Origin of the sequence: Pseudoalteromonas shioyasakiensis (assembly GCF_019134595.1) — a bacterium.
In the GTDB taxonomy this organism is placed as follows: domain Bacteria; phylum Pseudomonadota; class Gammaproteobacteria; order Enterobacterales; family Alteromonadaceae; genus Pseudoalteromonas; species Pseudoalteromonas shioyasakiensis_A.
Genome location: NZ_CP077770.1, coordinates 392,260 through 412,376, shown reverse-complemented (window position 1 = coordinate 412,376; position 20,117 = coordinate 392,260). Strand labels below are relative to the sequence as shown.

Here is a 20,117-nt window from a genome sequence, read left to right as displayed (position 1 = left end):
TCATTATTTTTTAAAAATAATTGTAGTTCATAGAATACAAGAAAGCCCACTTGAAGTGGGCTTTAAACATGATAGTTAACAGAAATTTATCGATTTTCGAGTCGGTTATAATCAAATAACCCAAATTCAACGCCGCGATACTCTTTCGCTACACGGTGTAAAATATCGCTGTATTGCCAAAACTGTGGATGTGTTCGGCGAATAGCGAACTCACTTTTCAGGTCTCTGTAAGCTGCTTCATCTGTTGCTTTAGCAAGCCCAGCTGCAAAAGCTGCAATTTGCTGGTCATTGTGTAAGTACCAAATTGCTTCTGGGTAATCACCTATGAACCCAGGCACAATTGTCACTGTATCTTCGTCATAAGCGCGCTGCCCTTCTTCATTCAATAAGCTCGAAATATTGTAATGAGCATTATGGTGGATAAGGGTATAGGCCTTGTGCTTATCAGCGCCATCTTTGACTAACACAAACGAAATTTGCGGCAGCAAGTTTACTGCTTTAACCGGAAGATCGTTAATTTTTGCGAGTGGTTCAGGCACTTTCGTATAATCGTAACGAGGGCTTAAAATTGGCTTAAGCTTCTCTTTTAGCATATTAAACAACTCTGACTGCGGATCCATTGTTTTGTATTCAATGCCTGTAGGTTGACTAAATGACAATTCATCTTCAAAGAAACTGGTTAAGCTAGGTGGTGATTTACGATACCACTGAGCTTTAATTTCTTTACGCTTAGCTTCTGGTAATAATGCAAGGTAGTTTGCTTCACCTTCTAAGCGTAAAAAGTCCATATACAAACGAGTCAATAGCTGATGACCAATGTTGCCATACACATCAAAACCCGCCACCAACAAGTAGTGAATACGTTCAAATAGTGCGTAGTCGAGTATCCAGGCGGTTTTTGGCTCTTGACCTATCCAGCCTTTAACAACTGTTGAGCTATCAAAGTGGCGGAACACCGTTAGTACTGCATTTTGGTTATGGCCATCACCCTGCCAAAGTAAATCGGTTGTTAGGTGCTGACCGTTTTCAAACATCTTATTAGCCAGGGCAACTTTGGCTGACAAATATTTGTTTTGACGTTTTGAGTACTTCACCCAACTAGAAATCGGCAAGGCATTGCTTTCTTCTTCAGCTGGTAATGCTAAGGCATCTTCATGTTGCAACAACAATTCACCCACTTTTGGTGTCGCCGCCATTTCTGGTTTAGCAAACCCCACCCAAAACTGGTCATTAATCACGTTTAACGCGATTTGACCTCGACAAACTGGCCCTTTAATAAAGCCCATAATAATCAGCTCAGCTTCATCAAGCATAAATTGATAACGTGAGTTTACAGGGATTGCAGCAAAGGCTTTAAATGGGTTTGAAGCCACTTCTGGCTTATAGCTTGGCAGTTTATTTACTTGATAATCAGCTTCAATAAATTGCGAGTGGATGCGCGCAAGCTTTTCGTCATTTAATGCTAATGGTAAATGTGTTTTCGCTAAGATAGTCGAGCGATCATGCATTAAACGGTAGTAAACACGCTCAACTTTAGGGTCTTCATAAGGGCGACGGGTGCTAATATGTTTGATCTCTTCACCCGGCGGCGTCGAAGAGCGAACTAGCTTAAAGTAGCTATGTTTATCGCCATGCTCAGGGAAGTAAATATGCGCTAAATACCAGTGCTCATAAATATAGCGAGCAGCCAGTTGATGCTTTAAACCATCTTGATTTAAGAACGCTTCCCAACGTTCAACTTGTTTTAGTACGCCTTCTTCAGGAGGCTCAATATGAGCAAGGTAACCGCCCTTCTTAAGCCATTTAGCAAGGTGTTGAAACTCTTCGCTTGAGATCCCCGGTAAACCATAAGGCATACCACTGTGTGGGTTATCTTTAGCGAATGAGTCAAACTCATTCATTGTGGTACATGTTTGTTCACGATCGAGCGAAAAATCAAACTCATCGCCTAAAATAGCTTGCTTAGGCAGAGGGCTACTTTGCTTAAGTACTAAGGCATTATAAAGCACGCTACCAGCTAGGTTCGCTTCTTCGGTTTGTGCTCGCTCGTTAAGTACTGGCGTAAAGCCTTTTTCACGCCACTGGGCGGTACTTGTCGCATCGAACAATAAACGGCTTGGCTCTTGGGCTAATAAGCGTGTACCGTCATAAACTCGCTCTTTGCTTAAGCCGCGGTCGATACCTTCCACAGAAGATAACTTAAGCTGACATGGTGCGTCATAACAGCCGTGACAAACCACACAACGAGTGTCTAGTACCGGCTTTATATCACTTAAAAACTCGGCGCCTTCAAGTGTTGATGCAGCAACAACACGCTCTCTAGGTTGCTCTTCACCAAACAGTTCATCGTAATGAGCGGCACCTAAATATGCACAGCCACTTAATAGAATAAGACCAAATACGGTAGTGAGGAGTTTTCTCATCCTTCCTCCTCGATATCTTCAACGTCATCGCCTAAATCGAAGGTTGGCATCATATCGACTTGCGGCGATACAAAGGTTTGGTCGTTGTCGCAACTAAGCATAGCGCTTAATAATGGTCCACGAACGAGTGTCAGCTGCGCATCATGCTCATCATCAATCAATGCTTGATAGTCATCATTTAACGCTTCAAGACGGTATTCATTAATGGCAATTGCCACACTACTATCTACAGCTGGATTTTGGCAAAGCTGCGCGAGTAACTCTTCGCTTAGCGTTACATGTAATAGTAAATCTGGAGATTCGATATCGCGGCTGTGAAGGTTTTCATCGAAACAAAAAAGAGGAAGGGTTAAATCGCTATTTTGCTCTAATTCCATGTGCTGTTCTCTACATCAAAATGACTTTTAATTGTACGAGTATAGCAAACTATAAGTTCAATAATTAGCGAAACTTATCAGCCGTTAGCAGCTTAATCACTACTAACTAGCTGACGATAAAAAAACAGAATAAATAATTACCAAGGTAGCGTTTCGCCGTTTGAATGCCAAAACCCACCTGTGTTGCTAAGGTTTAATTCGTCAATCCGCTTGATGAGCCGCTCTGCGGCAGTTTCAGGGCTAATATCGCCGGCAAAATTAACCATTTGCGTTTGTACAAAGCCTGGGTGGAATAACCCTACGGCAATTTTTTTATCTTTTAGCTCATGGGCTAAACTAACACTGGCAGCATTAAGTGCCGCTTTTGACATACGATAGCCAATGTAACCGCCCGAGCCATTATCAGCAATTGAGCCCATACGCGATGTGATCATCGCCACTTTGGCATCAATACCTAAGCTTTGCTGTAATGCATGAGTAATACGAATAGGTGCAATACTGTTCACGCTGATTTGTTTTTCGATGGCAGCAAAGTCCATATCAGCTAATGTTTCGTTATGAAAAATACCGGCGTTGTTAACCAAAATATCAATTTTGTCGCCATGTAAGTAATTGGCAAGTGTTGCAACATCATCGGCATCAGCCACATCAATATCGCTAATAATTTTCACATCGAGTGCTTGAAGCTCCTCACTTGGCGTGCGAACCACTGCAGTAACACGGTAACCTTGGGCTGAATACTGTTTACAAAAATTAAGACCAATACCTTTATTGGCCCCCGTAACCACCACATGCTTAGTCATCAATCTGCTCCTTAATTAGCTTTTTATACCCAAACCACTTCAAGGTGCGAGTTTGTGCATCTTGAGGTGGCTTAGATATATATACCTTGGGACAGATTGGCAAAAACCAAGGGCTTAAGTTAATTCATCAATGGTTGATTTAAGTATAGAAAATACGGCCCCTTGTGGATCGGTAATCACACTAAAACGCCCAACATCTGGAATGTCTGTTGCTGGCACACAAATAGCCCCATTAAGCTGCGTTGCTTTAGCGACAGCCTGATCGCAATCTGCTACGGCAAAATAAGGCATCCAGTGGGGTGGAATATCATCTGGCCATTCATTGGTCATCTCAAGCATGCCTGCTATCGGTTGCTCATCAATGGTAAATAAGGTGTAGTCCATGCCCTCCATTGGTTTCACCTCAAACTGCCATCCGAATAACTGACAATAAAAGTCGCGACTTTTTTGCATGTCTTTCGACACAAGCTCAAACCAGTAAGGTAGGTTAAGCTCTTGTACTCGTTTTGCCCCGATATGCTCACCGGCTTGCCATAAGGCAAATGTTGCACCGCCTGGTTCTTGAAGCATCACCATGCGACCTGCCGTCATAACATCATGTGGCCCTGCCAATACAGTTGCACCTAATGATTTTGCCAGCTCTGTGCTTTGGTCAACATCATCAACAGCAATGTACAATAACCAATGGGTTGGCATCTCGCTCATACTTGCTGGCAGTTGATACATAGCGGCAATATCATCACCTTGCTTTTTCAGCATAGTGTAATACATATCTTCGCCTATTGGCTGGTCGTCAAAACCCCAGTCAAAAAGTTGCGTATAAAACTGCTTTGCAGCTTGCCAGTCTTTCGCGCATAACTCGGCCCAGCAGAAAGTACCTGCTGGGTGTTTTGTATTTATTTTTGTCATGGCTGTTCCTCCTTCATTAACGGTAATCAACAAGCTGCTTTTTTGCCAATTATTTTTTAGATTTATTTAATTCACGTTTAGAAAAATTAAATAATCATAATCAATAGCTTAGGTTTAAACCCTGCTAAAACAGAGAATTGCAGTTATGGCACTATATTGATTGTCACAACAAACGCATGTATAAATGCGAACAATTTTTAATAACAATTGTATAGCGATTTAACTATGACAATGAAATTTGCGCTTCCTTTTTTACTTACTCCTATCGCTGCGTTTGCAAATCAGGCCCAGGATATTGAACGTATTACCGTTTCTACAACTCGTAGTACGGCACCTGTCAGTACTGTACCTGCAACTATCAGTGTTATTACTAGTGAAGACATTGCTGAGCAACTTGCTCATACTCAAGATCTATCGCAAATTTTAGGTAATTTATTACCGAGCTTTTCACCAAGTCGTCAAAAAATGACCAGTGCAGGTGAAACACTCCGTGGCCGTGAGCCGCTATACATGATTGATGGTGTTCCTCAGTCAAACCCGCTTCGTAACGGTTCTCGTGATGGGAATACGATTGACCCTGCAATGATCGAACGCATCGAAGTAATCAGTGGCGCAAATGCAATTCAAGGCATGGGCGCAAGTGGCGGTATTATTAATATCATCACAAAATCAGCTGGCGATTTTAATCACCAAATGAGCGCGGGGTTTAGCACTCCAACAGACGGTGGCAGCGACAGCCAAAGCTATAAAGCCAGCTACTTATTCAGCCAACAACTAGAGGATATTAGCTTCATTGGTGGTGTATCGGCTCGTAGTACGGGTATGTATCGCGATGGTAACGGTGACTTTGTTGGTTTAGATGGCACACAAGGTGACACGCAAGATTCAACCAGTCTAGACTTATTTTTAAAAGTGAAATATCAGCTTGATAACGAGCAAAGCATTCAAGCAATGCTGAATCACTACAAAATTGAAGGTAATGGTGACTTTGTAGCTGTAAATGGCGATCCAGCAACAGGCCTTGCAACCTCTGCTGAAAAAGGCGATGTAGAAGGCGACACGCCACGTAACCGTGTAACAACCTTTACCCTTGATTATAACCACAGCAATGTGGCTGGTGGTAACCTTGCTATTCAATTATTTACGCAAGATTTTGCAGCTATGTATGGAGGTGGCACATTTGCTACGTTCCAAGATCCAGCCTATGGCGAGACTATTTTCGATCAGTCTCAAAATAAATCACAAAAGTTTGGTAGCCGCGTTACTTACAATAAAGATAACCTGTTAAACAGTCAGTTTGATATTGCGACCGGTATTGATTTACTTTCTGACGAAACATACCAAGAGCTTGCGCAAACAGGTCGCCATTGGGTGCCAAAAACCAAGTTTAATAACATTGCGCCTTTCGCTCAGTTACGTTATGACGGCCTAGAAGATTGGACGTTCAATGCTGGCTTACGTTATGAATACGGCAAATTAAAAGTGGATGATTTTACTACCCTAGCATCTTACAACAGCAGCTTTGTAGAAGGCGGTGAGCCAAGCTTTAACGAATTATTAGAGAACTTAGGTGTTGTCTATCAAGTAACTGATGAACTTCGTCTATATGCAAGCTACAGCGAAGGCTTTAGCATGGCCGATGTAGGTCGTGTGCTGCGTGGCATTAATCAAGCAGGTTTATCGGTTGAGAGTTTCTTAAACCTAGAGCCGGTTATTTCTGATAACCGCGAATTAGGTTTTGAATATGCCAACGATAGCTTCAATATTAAAGCCAGCTACTTTGAGTCTGACTCAGACTTAGGTTCACGTTTACAAGCTGATGCTGATGGTATTTACAGCGTGCAACGTGAGCGTACTGAGATCTCAGGTTTTGAAGCAAATGCTCAATATTACCTAACTAACAGCACAACATTTGGTGCAAGTTACGCTGATACAGAAGGTCAATATGATGGTGATGGCGACAATAAAGTAGAGAGCGATTTAGGCGGCAGCAATATTTCACCTACACGTTTAAACCTTTACTGGCAGCAACAGTGGCCAGCGAACCTATCTAGCCGCGTACAAGCTAACAAAATATTTGACCGCGACTTTAATACTGGTGAAGAATTTGACGGCTACACAACCGTTGATTTATCGGTGCAATATCAAAGTGCTGAGTACGGTGCATTTAGCCTAGGTATCGATAACCTGCTAGATAAGTACTACATCACTTACTACGGTCAAACACGCCCAGCTGCAACACGCTATTTTGCGGGCACGGGTCGTACCGTAAACCTAACTTGGAACTATGCATTTTAGGTATAAGAAAAGTAATTAAACAATAAAAAAGGCACCTTGGTGCCTTTTTTTGTGGTTGGTACTAATTAGTGATGATGGCCATGCTCACCTTTGAGCTGATTACCTTGCGCATCATAAAATCCGCTTGCACCATGCTCAACAAACCCTAAGTTGATCATTTTAGCTAAAAACGGATCGCTTTCATTATCACCGATATCTGCATAATCGGTTGTTTGGTAGTTATCCCATTTCGCAAATTCTGCCTGAATCTTTTGCTGGTTGTGATGACTGGCTGTTAAAGCAATCTCACGGCTATAAGTTGGTGTTGAAATACGAATTGCTTTAAGTAACTTTTGATTGGCAAGCCAGCTTAGCTCTATTTTGCTATCACCCTGCTGTTGTGTGTAATACTCTGTTAGCTCACAGCCTTCACCTGTGCTTTTCTGGTACGTCATAGAGGCTAAAAACTTATCACTTACTAACTGATATTTGCTACTCCAATCTTGTTCACCTTGCACTTCCGATGGTTGATACTCAATACCACGCTGGGCATGCTGAAAATAACGAATTGGGCGAATTTGTTGATTGCGCAACTGTTGCCATAACTCAATAAACTGTGGATTCTGCTTAGCCACCTGGTGAGGCGTACGCCAAAGGGTAAAGGTATTTTCAGTATGCTGCTTATTAGCAACTATATCTGTTTTGACCGTATAGTCTGCTTGCGTAAAACCGGTGTTCATATCGCATTGCCCTGCAACAGCTAGTGGGCTAAGTAATGAGGCAAGTAAGATGGCTGCTTTCACGGGATTCTCTTTTTTGTCTTGGTTTTCAGTATAACTAATTGAGTAAGGGAGGCTCAGAGCCTCCCAAACACTCATTACTGTGCTAATTTAGCATCGGCTTGTTTAACAAGATCAGCGGCATAATCCATAACATGGAAAATAAGGCTTTGCTCATTAGTGCCTGTTACTAAATGTGCACCTGGGCCTACTGCATACACACCCACATCTTCTGCTGCGTGTGTTTCAGAGCCTAGTGGTACGACAGCTTCTTGGTGGAAACCAGGTGTTGTTGTGTCAACATCAGTTAAATCAACACGACCCGTTACTGGCGCAAAGTTATAGCCTGCATCAGCATCAGTCTCATCACCTAAGTAGCGGAAACCGCCACCATTTGTATAACCAACCGTTGTGTATGGCATGTTATCTGCTGCAAGTGATGGTTCATCACTACCCACAGGTACCACTTTACCTAAAATTGGGTTACCACGTTTTGGGTAGCCAGCAATAGTAAATACGTGGCTGTGGTCAGCTGTTACTATGATTAACGTGTCTTCGATGCTGGTTTTATCTAGAGCAACTTGGACTGCTTTAGAAAGCTCAACAGTGTCGCTTAGTGCATTGTAAGCATTACCAGCGTGGTGACCGTGGTCAATACGGCCAGCTTCAACTGTTAGCATGAAACCATTAGCGTTGTTATCTAACACATCAATTGCTTTTGCTGTCATCTCAGCAAGTGAAGGCTCGCCCGCTACATCGTTTGCGCGATCTGCTTCGTATTGCATATGTGACTCATTAAATAAACCAAATACGCGCTCTGTTGTATCTGCATCGATTGCATCAAAACTAGCTTGGTCCATCACATATTGACCTGCTGGGTATTTAGCTTTCCATTCAGCAGTTAGGTCGCGACCATCTGTACGGTCACCTTCTACTGAGCTCACAGCATCAGCAGAGTTAAAAGCTGCGTCTTTAGGTAAGAAATGACGACGACCACCACCCATGACAACTTCTAAACCATCAACATCTAGGCCTTCGTAGCGTGCTTCTAGGTTTGCTTCAAAGTTAACTAATTGCGATGCAATATCTTCACAGCCAGCGGTAACTGCCGCCTCTGGCATATCTGATACGTCTTCCCAGTTACGGTCAGCCGATTTTGCATACGTTGCTGCAGGCGTTGCGTGAGTGATACGCGCTGTCGAAACAATACCTGTCGACTTACCTGCAATCTCAGCAAGTTCAGTGGCTGTCACTAGTTCATTACCTGCAACTGTTGAACAGTTACCACGTTCGATGTCTTCATCTACACCGATAACACCAGCATCCGTTTTTACGCCCGATGCCATTGCCGTCATCGTACCCGCAGAATCAGGTGTTTGCGCATCAACGTTATAGGTTTTAGCAAACCCTGAGAATGGTAGTGTTTCAAAGCTAAGCTGATGCTCTTCACCCAGCTTACCTTCTAGCTGACCGGCCATGATACGTGCTGCAGTCACGGTTGAAATACCCATGCCGTCACCAACAAACAAAATCACGTTTTTCGCTTTACCTGACTCTTTTACAACAGCAGCAATGTTTTCTTCGCTAGTAGCGACTTTAACTTGTGCTGACTTGAACCACGCATTATCAGTCAACGGCGCTAATTGCGATGCCGTTAACGACGTTGCCGGTGCATTACATGCAACGGTTGTATCCGTTACTTCTGCTGAGTCTAGCTCACCGTTATCGTTACTATCTTCACCTGTGAGGGTTTCTGTACCACCGTTTACGCACTGCTCAGAACCAACAGCTAATGTATTTTCAACGGTTAATGTTTTTGGTGAGTTGTCATCGTCATCAGAACAACCTGCTAATGCCACTACTACAGCAAGAGAAATTAAATTTAGTTTTTTCATCGTCGTCGCCATTATTCTTCAATTAGTTCTAGAGCTTGGTTAATGATGTGGAAAATTACGTTTTGCTCCACAACGCCTTGTGCTAGTTGCGCACCTGGACCTTTTGCATGCAGTGAAATATCTTCACCCGCATGAGTCTCAGAACCTAATGGCACGGTAGCTTCTTGGTGATAACCAGGCGTAGTTGTATCAACACCCGTTAGATCAACACGACCTGCAAATGCCGCTTCGCTATATGATGCATCTGCATCAGTTTCATCACCTAAATCGCGAAATCCTAAACCATTTGCATAACCGACTGTGGTGTACGGCATACCATCTGCCGCAAGGCTTGGCTCTTCGCTACCAATAGCAACTACTTGACCTAAGATTGGATTACCACGTTTTGGATAACCCGCGATAGTAAATACGTGGCTGTGGTCAGCAGTAACAAGAATAAGTGTTTCTTCTGGGTTGGTGTTCTCTACTGCTGTTTGCACTGCTTTGGCAAATTCAACGGTATCGTTTAACGCGTTATAAGCATTGCCCGCATGATGACCATGATCGATACGACCAGACTCAACGGTTAAGAAAAAGCCTTTTTCATTGCTCTTTAAGATATCAATTGCTTTACCTGTCATTTCAGATAATGACGGCTCACCCGCAACATCGTTAGCGCGGTCAGCTTCGTATTGCATGTGTGATTCGTTAAATAATGCAAATACACGTTTGCTGTCGGCATTGAGCGTATCGAAACCAGCTTGGTCCATGACGTACTTGCCATCAGGATACATTTCTTGCCATTCCGCAGTTAGGTCACGCTCATCCGTACGATCACCTTCTACTTCACTCACTGCATCAGCTGAATTGAACGCTGCATCTTTCGGTAAGAAGTGACGACGTCCGCCGCCCATCACAACTTCAAGACCATCTACGTCAGTACCTACGAAGCGTGCTTCTAGGTTCTTCTCGAAATTAACAAGTTGTGAGGCAATATCTTCACAACCCGCTTCTACAGCATCAGCTGGCATGTCTGATACGTCTTCCCAGTTACGGTCAGCCGATTTTGCATACGTTGCAGCCGGTGTTGCGTGAGTAATACGCGCCGTAGAGATAACACCTGTTGCTAGACCTTTGATTTCTGCCAGTTCTGTTGCGGTAATTAACTCGTTACCGGCAACAGTTGCACACTCGCCACGCTCGATATTTTCGTTTACACCAATTACACCTACATCGGTTTTAACGCCTGAAATAATTGCTGTCATTGTGCCTGCAGAGTCAGGTGTTTGCGCATCAACGTTATAGGTTTTGATTTGCGCTGAGTAAGGGAATTCTTCAAAGCTAAGTAAGCCTTCTTCGCCTGACTTGCCTTCCATTTGCCCCGCCATAATACGCGATGCAGTCAGCGTTGAGATACCCATACCATCGCCAACAAATAAAATGACATTTTTAGCTTTAAACGTTTGCTCAGCCTGAGCCGCCGCTTCTTTTTCTGTTAATTTTGTTTCAGCAGCACTATACCAATCATTTTGTTTTTGACTGTCTGGTAACACACCTGCATTGGCCGTCGCTGACAACGCCAGCGTTAAACCAATTGCAGTAGCAATTTTATTAATTTTCATCGTTACGTTCCGTTAGTACGTTATTTTAAGAATTTGAGTGCTAACTAAACTGCACTTGGATAATTAGCGCAGCCATACTAAGAAGGCATTGTTACTAAAAAAGTGAGTTTTCATGACGAAATGATGAAACAAAAACGACTTTAGATATAAGCAAGTATTTAGTTTTAGAGGAAATAATAGGGTTAGTGGTTTAAGAGTAATTCAAGCTTCATTTTAAATAACTTCAATGTAATCAACATGAATAAAAAAGCCCTTGAGCATATTACTCAAAGGCTTATAGTTGCATTGTTATTTAATTTACTTACTTTTTGCGACGTCTTAGCAAGCTAAATGGCGCTAGAAGTAAAGTTAGCCAAAATAAACTACCGCCGCTGCTTGAAGATGATTTTTCAACTTCAGGTTTGCTACCTTCACCGTTTACAGTCACAGTAACGGTTGTTGAAACTTGTTCTGAACCATCAGATACAGCATAGCTAAATGTTTCTGTCGCTGAGCTGCCAGCATATAAATCAGCAAACTTCCCAGCTGGGTCATATGTGAATGTACCATCCCCATTATCAGTAACAGTTCCTTTAATACCTTCCACATCTAACGAGACCACAGATAGAGCATCGCCATCTTCATCACTATCATTCCCTAAAGCATCTATGAGTACTGTTGATGATTTAGATGTTGAAACCTCGTCAGCTTCAGCTGAAGGTATAGTATTGATACCCGTAATAATCACAGAAACCTGAGCCATAGACTCTGAACCCACTTCATCAGCTATCGTATAAGTCAATGCATCTGTTACTTGTTCACCTTTTGTCAATGAATCAAATTGACCATTTGTAGAATATGTCCAAGTACCATCATTATTATCTGTTAATTCACCTGTTAGAGTATCCAAATAATCAATTAATGTTATTGAATGACCATCAGCATCACTATCATTTTGTAATGGTGAAATATTTACAGTTCCATTTTCGTCAACATAAACAATATCGGCTTCAGCTGTTGGAGGCGTGTTGATAGATACAGATATGGTTACCTGCCCCTCAACAAATGCACCATTATTATCAGTCACAATATACTTAAAGGAATCGGAAATAACTGTTCCAGGAACTTCATCATCAAACGCGGTTGATGCATCGTATGTAATCTGACCATCAACTAAACTTACAACACCCAAGGTTCCATTATTTTGTACACTATCAATTGATAGAGTATCACCATCTAAATCTGTATCATTTTCTAAAACATTGATAACTGTTGTTTGACCTGACCAAATTGATGCAACATCTTCAGCTGCTACAGGTGCGTTATTTGGAGGCGTATCAGTATTTAGTGGAGCACCCGCACTAATTTGGTATCCACCAGTAGTTGCGGTCGTATCTTCATGCTGCACTACGGCGTAGAGAGTTGACTCTAAGTCCGTAGTAGCAACTTTATAGAACACATAGCCTGTTTTAGAAGGGTTTGTATCTAACGTAATATCTTGATCAATTACAGTTATGCCATCTGACTTATATAATGTAAGGCTAGGTTTCATCCCCAAGCTTAAGTCAGATACACGAACAACAAACTCACTTGTCGTATCAATGTTTTCGATTTGATAAAAGTCTAGGTCTCCCTGAGAGTCAACCATCCCCTCGATTCCAGCATTACTTGGAGTAAGATCATCACTCAGATAATAACTGTCATTACTATCGCTGTATGGGACATCACTGACTACTAGTGAAGTTTTAGCTATGCGAACAAAATTCTCATCGATACTTGGCAATGTCTCAGTTTCTGGTACTGAGCCATCAATAGTTGGCGTTAATAACCCTGTTGTGGTGTACACTGCATTGCTGTCATTATTGTCTACATGCACTTCAACTTGATAAATACCATTTTGATTATAAGGTGCAATTACTGAGTAAATTCCGTCCCCTGAAACAGCATCTCCACCAATACCATTATCAAACATTTCAAGTTCGCTTTTAACTTGGTTTGGATCTGTAATAGTTGCCTTAACATTAGCGCCTGTAATTAGTTTATCTTTTGTGATTGCCGTAGTCAGGATCATAGGGGCTGGATAAGTAACTGCGTTCCCATCAACTCCTTCAACGTTGACAGAGTATGTACCTGATAAGCTTGGTTCAGCACTCACATTTACCGCAGCAGTAAGGCTAGTACTTTGATTTAGATTCGTTAACTGTAACTGCCACTGCCCTGCACCATGTGCAGATAGTTTCTGGTTAGAAATATTAGCACTACATGATTGAGTGCTAGCAGTATCTATACAGTTGAAATCTATATCGGTAACGAGTGTACCAGCACCATCAAATAGCGCTAACTCAAGATCTGCAAGATCTGCATTGTGATTTACAAAAACATTTATGTTATCTAGCCCAGAATCAACATAAATTGGCTGACTGGCGCTTTGAGCACTATCAATTGAGTATGTTGTAGATGCAAGATTCTGATTATCTGTCGCAATCGCATTAGCTTGCAAGAAAGCATCAACAATTTCAGCCAATGATGTTGGTGAAGAAAAGTACTTACCACCAGTAGCATTAGCTAAAGTGAGAAGTGGGCCAGTTGGTGATGCACTACCATAGCCAAAACTGAAAATTGGCATATTGGCTTGTTGATAATTACTGATTACTGAAGCCTGTGACAAGCGAGAATGATTGTCATCACCGTCAGCTAGGACAAAAACAACACCAGGGGCACCGCTTGCTTGAGTTTGTTGATATTGTTCTAAGTTATCAAGCGCTAATTGTGAACCATCGTAAAGGGCTGTTGACCCTCCTGCTCTGATTGAATCAATTGCTGCTTTTAGTTCAGTTTTTACTGAAACATCTGGGCTTTCAATTTTAGTTACTGGATAATCTTGTATCACACTATAGTAGCTAGAGAAGCTAACTAACCCCATTGATGTAGTACCTTCAGCTGTAGCATCAACAAGTATTTTAGCTGCTTGTTTGGCATTATTGATTGCCGCGCCGCCCATACTACCTGAACGGTCAATAACCACTTGCATATCAATATCACCTTCAACCCAAACTACATCAAGCTGATCTCGGCATGATACTTGAGCTGAAGGTAGTTCAATCTTTACTGGTGTTACATCATCTGGAGCATTGTTAGCCAGAGTAAGAAAACGAGTACGCTCTGGTTGAGCCGTTTTTCTTCCTAACTTAGGATCATCTTTAGCATCTTGTAATAGCACTTCCCAAGCACTTTTTCCGTATACTCGACCTTGAGCTGTTCTATCAACATTGCCAATATTTGTTGCTGTAGAGTGATTAAGCCAAAGCATATCACCTTGTAGAGCTTTCCACTGATTACTCATAATAGAGTTTGTGGCTAAATCTGTTTTTATAGGGCTATTTGCATCTGCGCTTTCAGCTACGCCCTGATACTCGTCAAAAAGGCCATAAGCATAGTGTCCCCATTCATGAGCAAGTGTATAACCAGCACCTTGAGGATCTTGAAGCATATCATGGTCTTTACCAGCACCTGCGCCGTTCGGGAAAACATCACCAAACCAAATATGCATGCCATTCGCACCAAAACCTGACGCATTAGCTCTAGGCCATTCTCTTGCCCCCCAAATAATATCTGATTTTGAGCGATGTTTATTTTCTCTAAATACACTCACTGTGCCAAGCTTATGCTCACCATTTGTTTGCTCACAAATAGCATCTGCGAAATTATTAAAAATTTCTTCATAGGCACTCTGCTCTGCACCTTCTGGATTATTGTATAACGACACTGTTATATCAAAAATTGCAGTTGACGAATCAGTACTGACAGCAGAAAGGCTTTGCATCCTGTTAGCTGCAAATACTTTCTTTTGCTGATGCTGATCGACGGTACTGACTCTAGATAACCAACTATTGGCAGCAATTGTTGATGTTGAGGCAAGTGCAGCGGCAACGCATAAAGCAGTTTGCGTAAGTTTATTTTTATACACTAATAATTCCTTTTTATATTAACAACTTAAATTTAACCCACTGTTTTAAAGCTACTATTCTATTTAATAACTAAAAATATTGGGCGATAACTCCTTACTTAAATGTGGTCTATATTTTAAAAGTTTTCGACCACTACAGAAGGAAGTGCCTGTTACAGGAAAGGAATTAACATTAATTAGATTGATATATACATAGTTATTCATACCGATTGTTGGCAAATAATTAACACAACAATCCCCACCGAGGTGTGAATTTTATGTATGTCTTCAGTATTTCAGAGCTTTTGAAGATAGAAAGAAAAAACCTACTGCAACTTATGAGCAATTTAGATCAAACCATCAAAGTACATGCTATAAAGATACTGAGCATCTAAAGGGGAATTAAAAATATACAGCAAATAGCAAAGCTATTTTTTGACAAGTAGCACTTAAGCTAGTCATTAGCCATCCCTGATAAAACCATTCCATTTACATGACGGCAGTGATTCTAACAAAATCCATTAACAAAATACTACTATAAGATTGATTTTCGATTTCCTGTTTAGGAACAATATATTAAGCAAGATTTACCCAACCCTTATAATATTCAACTGACATCTAACTGATACTTAGGCAATTTAAGCTAATTTCACATAAAGAATCTAATATCCCCAATACAGAAACCATATTAACAATAAAAATTTAGTGAAATATTCACATTAAAATGACGTTATTAATGAATAAAACGATAAAACAATAGCGTAATGGTGATTTTTATACAGTGGTTAACGAGGGTAAAGTTCAAAGGGTCTAGGTAAAGCCATTAGGAGGAATGGTTTATGGTAATGGGGGTCATAAAAGAAAAGGTTTACATGGTTGTGTTGGGTTTCGCTGCGCTCAAACCAACCTACCGGAAGAATGAACAGGCCGAATGCTGAGTGAGATACCACACAAACCAACCCTACCAATCTAATCTGACGTCTGAAAGCTGATAGCTCTGTTTACGTTGGGTTTCGCTCCGCTCAAACCAACCTACCCGAAGAGTGAACAGGGCAAATACTGAGTGAGACACCACACAAACCAACCCCACCAATCTAATCTGACGTCTGAAAGCTGACGGCTGATAGCTCTGCTTACGTTGGGTTTCGCTACGCTCAAACCAACCTACCCGAAGATTAACAGGTAGAGCGCTGAGTTAGACACAGAACTAAACAACTCCACCAATCCAATCTGACGGCTGACGGCTGATAGCTTTTCTACAGGCATTAAAAAAGGCCGCCTAGGCGACCTTTTTATAAGCTGTGAAGCTCTATCTGTTGATATTACTCAACGATAGTTGCAACAACACCAGCACCAACTGTACGGCCACCTTCACGGATAGCGAAGCATAAACCTTCGTCCATTGGGAATTTGAAGGCGGCAGATTAGCCTTTCACTCTAAGCTGCTTAAAACTTACAGCTTCCAGCTTTTCTTCACCCATAAAAAAACCCGAGACTAAGCTCGGGTTTTTCTTAATGCTCGATGCATTACTATAGTTGATTACTCAACGATAGTTGCAACAACACCAGCACCAACTGTACGGCCACCTTCACGGATAGCGAAGCGTAGACCTTCGTCCATTGGGAATTTGAAGGCGGCAGATTAGCCTTTCACTCTAAACTGCTTAAAACTTAAAGCTAATAGCTTTTTTCACCCATAAAAAAACCCGAGACTAAGCTCGGGTTTTTCTTAATGCTTGATGCATCACTATAGTTGATTACTCAACGATAGTTGCAACAACACCAGCACCAACTGTACGGCCACCTTCACGGATAGCGAAGCGTAAACCTTCGTCCATCGCGATTGGGCAGATTAGTTCTACAGTCATCTTGATGTTATCACCAGGCATTACCATTTCAACGCCGTCTGGTAACTGTACGTCACCTGTTACGTCAGTTGTACGGAAGTAGAACTGTGGACGGTAACCTTTGAAGAATGGAGTGTGACGACCACCTTCATCTTTAGAAAGTACGTATACTTCTGAAGTGAACTTCGTGTGTGGAGTGATTGAACCAGGCTTAGCTAGTACTTGACCACGTTCAACGTCTTCACGCTTAGTACCACGTAGAAGTGCACCGATGTTCTCACCCGCACGACCTTCGTCTAGAAGCTTACGGAACATCTCAACACCTGTACAAGTTGTCTTCGTAGTTTCTTTGATACCTACGATTTCAACTTCGTCATTCACGTTGATGATACCAGCTTCAACACGGCCAGTTACAACAGTACCACGACCTTGGATTGAGAATACGTCTTCGATAGGCATGATGAATGGCTTATCGATGTCACGCTCTGGCTCTGGGATGTAAGAATCTAGTGCTTCTGCAAGCTCAACGATTTTGTCTTCCCACTCTTTCTCGCCTTCTAACGCTTTAAGCGCTGAACCTTGGATTAGTGGTAAGTCATCACCTGGGAAGTCGTACTCAGAAAGAAGTTCACGAACTTCCATCTCAACTAGCTCAAGTAGCTCTTCGTCGTCAACCATGTCACATTTGTTCATGAATACGATGATGTAAGGTACACCAACCTGACGAGAAAGTAGGATGTGCTCACGAGTTTGTGGCATAGGACCGTCAGTCGCAGCAACTACTAGGATTGCGCCGTCCATTTGAGCAGCACCAGTGATCATGTTTTTAACATAATCGGCGTGTCCTGGACAGTCTACGTGTGCGTAGTGACGAGTTGGAGTATCGTACTCAACGTGTGAAGTTGAGATTGTGATACCACGCTCACGCTCTTCTGGAGCGTTATCGATTGATGCGAAGTCTTTAGCTACACCACCGTATACTTTTGCAAGTACGTTAGTGATTGCTGCTGTTAGAGTTGTTTTACCGTGGTCAACGTGGCCGATTGTACCAACGTTTACGTGCGGTTTTACGCGTTCAAACTTTTCTTTTGCCATCTTAAAAAATTCCTATAAAGAAATTAACGCCTGACCCACTATTGGGCCAGACAAGCTAAATCATATAACAGCGCGAGCTGCAATTATTGCATCTGCAACGTTTTTAGCGGCTTCTGCATACTTCAAGAACTCCATAGAGTAAGATGCACGGCCTTGTGTTGCAGATCGCAGATCAGTTGCATAACCAAACATTTCAGAAAGTGGTACTTGCGCATTAATTTGCTTAAGACCACCGAATGCTTCTTCCATGCCTTCGATCATGCCGCGGCGACGGTTTAAGTCACCAACTACATCACCCATGTTTTCTTCAGGAGTGATAACTTCAACCTTCATTACTGGTTCTAGAAGAGCTGGGTTTGCTTCAAGCGCACCTTTCTTCATTGCCATTGAACCTGCAATCTTAAATGCCATTTCATTCGAGTCTACATCATGGAATGAACCATCATATAGAGTCGCTTTAACGCCAAGTAATGGGTAGCCTGCAAGCACACCTTGAGACATTTGCTCTTGGATGCCCTTGTCTACCGCAGGGATGTATTCTTTAGGAACTGAACCACCAACGATTTCGTTAACGAACTCGTAAGTTGGTGCTTCATCATCCGAAATATCCATCGGTTCAAGTTTAAGCCAGACGTGACCATATTGACCACGACCACCTGATTGACGTACAAACTTCCCTTCAACTTCAACAGCTGAACGGATAGCTTCACGGTATGCTACCTGTGGCTTACCAACGTTACATTCAACACTGAATTCACGTTTCATACGGTCGACAATGATATCAAGGTGAAGTTCACCCATGCCAGAAATAATAGTCTGGCCTGATTCTTCGTCAGTTTGTACTCTGAAAGATGGATCTTCTGCCGCTAGTTTACCTAACGCGATACCCATCTTATCTTGGTCAGCTACTGTGCGAGGCTCAACCGCAACAGAGATAACTGGCTCTGGGAACTCCATACGCTCAAGCGTAATGATTGAGTTCGGATCACACAGTGTCTCACCTGTTGTTACGTCTTTAAGACCAATAGCCGCTGCGATGTCGCCTGCGTAGACTACTTTGATCTCTTCACGTGAGTTTGAATGCATCTGAACGATACGACCAAGTCGCTCACGCTTACTTTTAACTGGATTATATACCGCATCACCCTGTTTAACAGTACCAGAGTAAACACGGAAGAAGGTCAAGGTGCCAACGAACGGGTCTGTCGCAATCTTAAAAGCAAGTGCGGCAAACGGTGCGTTGTCATCAGCAGGACGTTCTTCCTCAGTACCATCTTCAACGATACCTTGGATTTGTTTCACTTGTGTTGGCGCAGGCATATATTCGATAACAGCATCAAGCACAGCTTGAACACCCTTATTTTTAAATGCACTACCACACGTCATTGGAACAATTTCGTTTGCTAATGTGCGCTGACGTAAAGCTGCTTTAATTTCAGCTTCGGTCAGGTCTTCACCTTCTAGATATTTGTCCATTAGTTCATCTGATGCTTCAGCAGCGCTCTCAACCATGTGAGAACGCCATTCTTCTGCAAGCTCCAGAAGCTCTGCCGGAATGTCCTCATAAGAGAAAGTCATGCCTTGATCTTCGGCATTCCAGTTAATGGCTTTCATCTTAATAAGGTCAATAACACCTTTAAAGTCGTCTTCAGCACCAATAGGTAGCTGAATTGGAACAGGCGTTGCTCCAAGACGAGATTTCACCTGGTCCACAACTGTTAAGAAGTCAGCGCCAGTGCGATCCATTTTGTTTACGAAGATCATGCGAGGAACTTCGTATTTGTTCGCTTGACGCCAAACTGTCTCAGTTTGCGGCTGTACACCAGATGAAGCACAAAGAACAACTACCGCACCATCTAGTACGCGTAAAGAACGCTCTACTTCGATAGTGAAATCTACGTGTCCTGGTGTATCAATAATATTGATGCGATGGTCGTCAAATTGAGCGTCCATCCCTTTCCAGAAACACGTTGTTGCAGCAGAAGTGATTGTGATACCACGCTCTTGTTCCTGCTCCATCCAATCCATAGTTGCAGCACCATCATGAACTTCACCGATCTTATGAGAAAGACCCGTGTAGAACAGAACACGTTCTGTTGTGGTGGTTTTACCTGCATCTACGTGAGCGCAAATACCGATATTGCGATAGCGCTCAAGTGGAGTTGTACGTGCCATATGATCCTCTT

The 20,117-nt window shown here is 42.3% G+C and carries 11 protein-coding genes and 2 pseudogenes; 1 reads left to right on the top strand and 12 read right to left on the bottom strand.

Features of this window, described 5'->3' with window-relative positions:
• Positions 1 to 86: 86 nt before the first annotated feature.
• The 4 genes from KQP93_RS01950 to KQP93_RS01935 all read right to left on the bottom strand — a co-directional run bounded on the left by KQP93_RS01950 (position 87) and on the right by KQP93_RS01935 (position 4,512).
• A complete protein-coding gene (locus tag KQP93_RS01950) occupies positions 87 to 2,423 on the bottom strand; it encodes a fatty acid cis/trans isomerase (protein WP_217875630.1) in 2,337 nt (778 codons plus the stop codon).
• Positions 2,420 to 2,800 carry a hypothetical protein gene (locus KQP93_RS01945; protein WP_217875629.1) on the bottom strand — a complete coding sequence of 127 codons (381 nt, stop codon included), beginning with the start codon at positions 2,798 to 2,800 and terminating at the stop codon, positions 2,420 to 2,422. The genes KQP93_RS01950 and KQP93_RS01945 overlap by 4 nt, the downstream gene beginning before the upstream one ends.
• A 137-nt stretch (positions 2,801 to 2,937) precedes the next feature.
• Positions 2,938 to 3,603, bottom strand: a complete 666-nt coding sequence (locus KQP93_RS01940; protein WP_054561175.1) for an SDR family oxidoreductase — start codon at positions 3,601 to 3,603, stop codon at positions 2,938 to 2,940.
• Positions 3,604 to 3,717: 114 nt separating this feature from the next.
• The gene (locus tag KQP93_RS01935; protein WP_217875628.1) at positions 3,718 to 4,512 is read right to left on the bottom strand and encodes a VOC family protein; all 795 of its coding nucleotides are present in this window, start codon (positions 4,510 to 4,512) and stop codon (positions 3,718 to 3,720) included.
• Positions 4,513 to 4,737: 225 nt separating this feature from the next.
• Between KQP93_RS01935 and KQP93_RS01930 the strand changes: the two genes are divergently transcribed.
• Entirely contained in the window at positions 4,738 to 6,810 is a 2,073-nt protein-coding gene (locus KQP93_RS01930) for a TonB-dependent receptor (protein ID WP_254907703.1), read from the top strand.
• 65 nt (positions 6,811 to 6,875) lie between these two features.
• Here KQP93_RS01930 and KQP93_RS01925 read toward each other — a convergent pair whose 3' ends face one another.
• From KQP93_RS01925 to fusA, 8 genes and pseudogenes are all read right to left on the bottom strand, one after another.
• Complete coding sequence (locus tag KQP93_RS01925; RefSeq protein WP_217875627.1) at positions 6,876 to 7,592, bottom strand: hypothetical protein; 717 nt, start codon at positions 7,590 to 7,592, stop codon at positions 6,876 to 6,878.
• Between the two features lie 74 nt (positions 7,593 to 7,666).
• Positions 7,667 to 9,463 carry an alkaline phosphatase gene (locus KQP93_RS01920; RefSeq protein ID WP_217875626.1) on the bottom strand — a complete coding sequence of 599 codons (1,797 nt, stop codon included), beginning with the start codon at positions 9,461 to 9,463 and terminating at the stop codon, positions 7,667 to 7,669.
• 11 nt (positions 9,464 to 9,474) lie between these two features.
• Entirely contained in the window at positions 9,475 to 11,064 is a 1,590-nt protein-coding gene (locus KQP93_RS01915; protein ID WP_217875625.1) for an alkaline phosphatase, read from the bottom strand.
• A gap of 301 nt (positions 11,065 to 11,365) precedes the next feature.
• Positions 11,366 to 15,010 carry an Ig-like domain-containing protein gene (locus KQP93_RS01910; RefSeq protein ID WP_217875624.1) on the bottom strand — a complete coding sequence of 1,215 codons (3,645 nt, stop codon included), beginning with the start codon at positions 15,008 to 15,010 and terminating at the stop codon, positions 11,366 to 11,368.
• Positions 15,011 to 16,311: 1,301 nt separating this feature from the next.
• Positions 16,312 to 16,392, bottom strand: a pseudogene (locus tag KQP93_RS21445) (elongation factor Tu); the annotation flags it as partial.
• 137 nt (positions 16,393 to 16,529) lie between these two features.
• Positions 16,530 to 16,610: pseudogene (locus tag KQP93_RS01905) on the bottom strand (elongation factor Tu); the annotation flags it as partial.
• 136 nt (positions 16,611 to 16,746) lie between these two features.
• Positions 16,747 to 17,931 carry an elongation factor Tu gene (tuf, locus tag KQP93_RS01900; protein WP_054564107.1) on the bottom strand — a complete coding sequence of 395 codons (1,185 nt, stop codon included), beginning with the start codon at positions 17,929 to 17,931 and terminating at the stop codon, positions 16,747 to 16,749.
• Between the two features lie 60 nt (positions 17,932 to 17,991).
• Positions 17,992 to 20,106, bottom strand: coding sequence for an elongation factor G (fusA, locus tag KQP93_RS01895; RefSeq protein ID WP_217875623.1), 2,115 nt, complete (start codon positions 20,104 to 20,106; stop codon positions 17,992 to 17,994).
• Positions 20,107 to 20,117 lie beyond the last annotated feature (11 nt).

What these genes read in the sequence shown, in the direction of transcription:
- KQP93_RS01950 (WP_217875630.1), bottom strand. Translation starts at nt 2,423, where the DNA reads ATGAGAAAACTCCTCACTACCGTATTTGGTCTTATTCTATTAAGTGGC.
- KQP93_RS01945 (WP_217875629.1), bottom strand. Translation starts at nt 2,800, where the DNA reads ATGGAATTAGAGCAAAATAGCGATTTAACCCTTCCTCTTTTTTGTTTC.
- KQP93_RS01940 (WP_054561175.1), bottom strand. Translation starts at nt 3,603, where the DNA reads ATGACTAAGCATGTGGTGGTTACGGGGGCCAATAAAGGTATTGGTCTT.
- KQP93_RS01935 (WP_217875628.1), bottom strand. Translation starts at nt 4,512, where the DNA reads ATGACAAAAATAAATACAAAACACCCAGCAGGTACTTTCTGCTGGGCC.
- KQP93_RS01930 (WP_254907703.1), top strand. Translation starts at nt 4,738, where the DNA reads ATGACAATGAAATTTGCGCTTCCTTTTTTACTTACTCCTATCGCTGCG.
- KQP93_RS01920 (WP_217875626.1), bottom strand. Translation starts at nt 9,463, where the DNA reads ATGAAAAAACTAAATTTAATTTCTCTTGCTGTAGTAGTGGCATTAGCA.
- KQP93_RS01915 (WP_217875625.1), bottom strand. Translation starts at nt 11,064, where the DNA reads ATGAAAATTAATAAAATTGCTACTGCAATTGGTTTAACGCTGGCGTTG.
- tuf (WP_054564107.1), bottom strand. Translation starts at nt 17,931, where the DNA reads ATGGCAAAAGAAAAGTTTGAACGCGTAAAACCGCACGTAAACGTTGGT.
- fusA (WP_217875623.1), bottom strand. Translation starts at nt 20,106, where the DNA reads ATGGCACGTACAACTCCACTTGAGCGCTATCGCAATATCGGTATTTGC.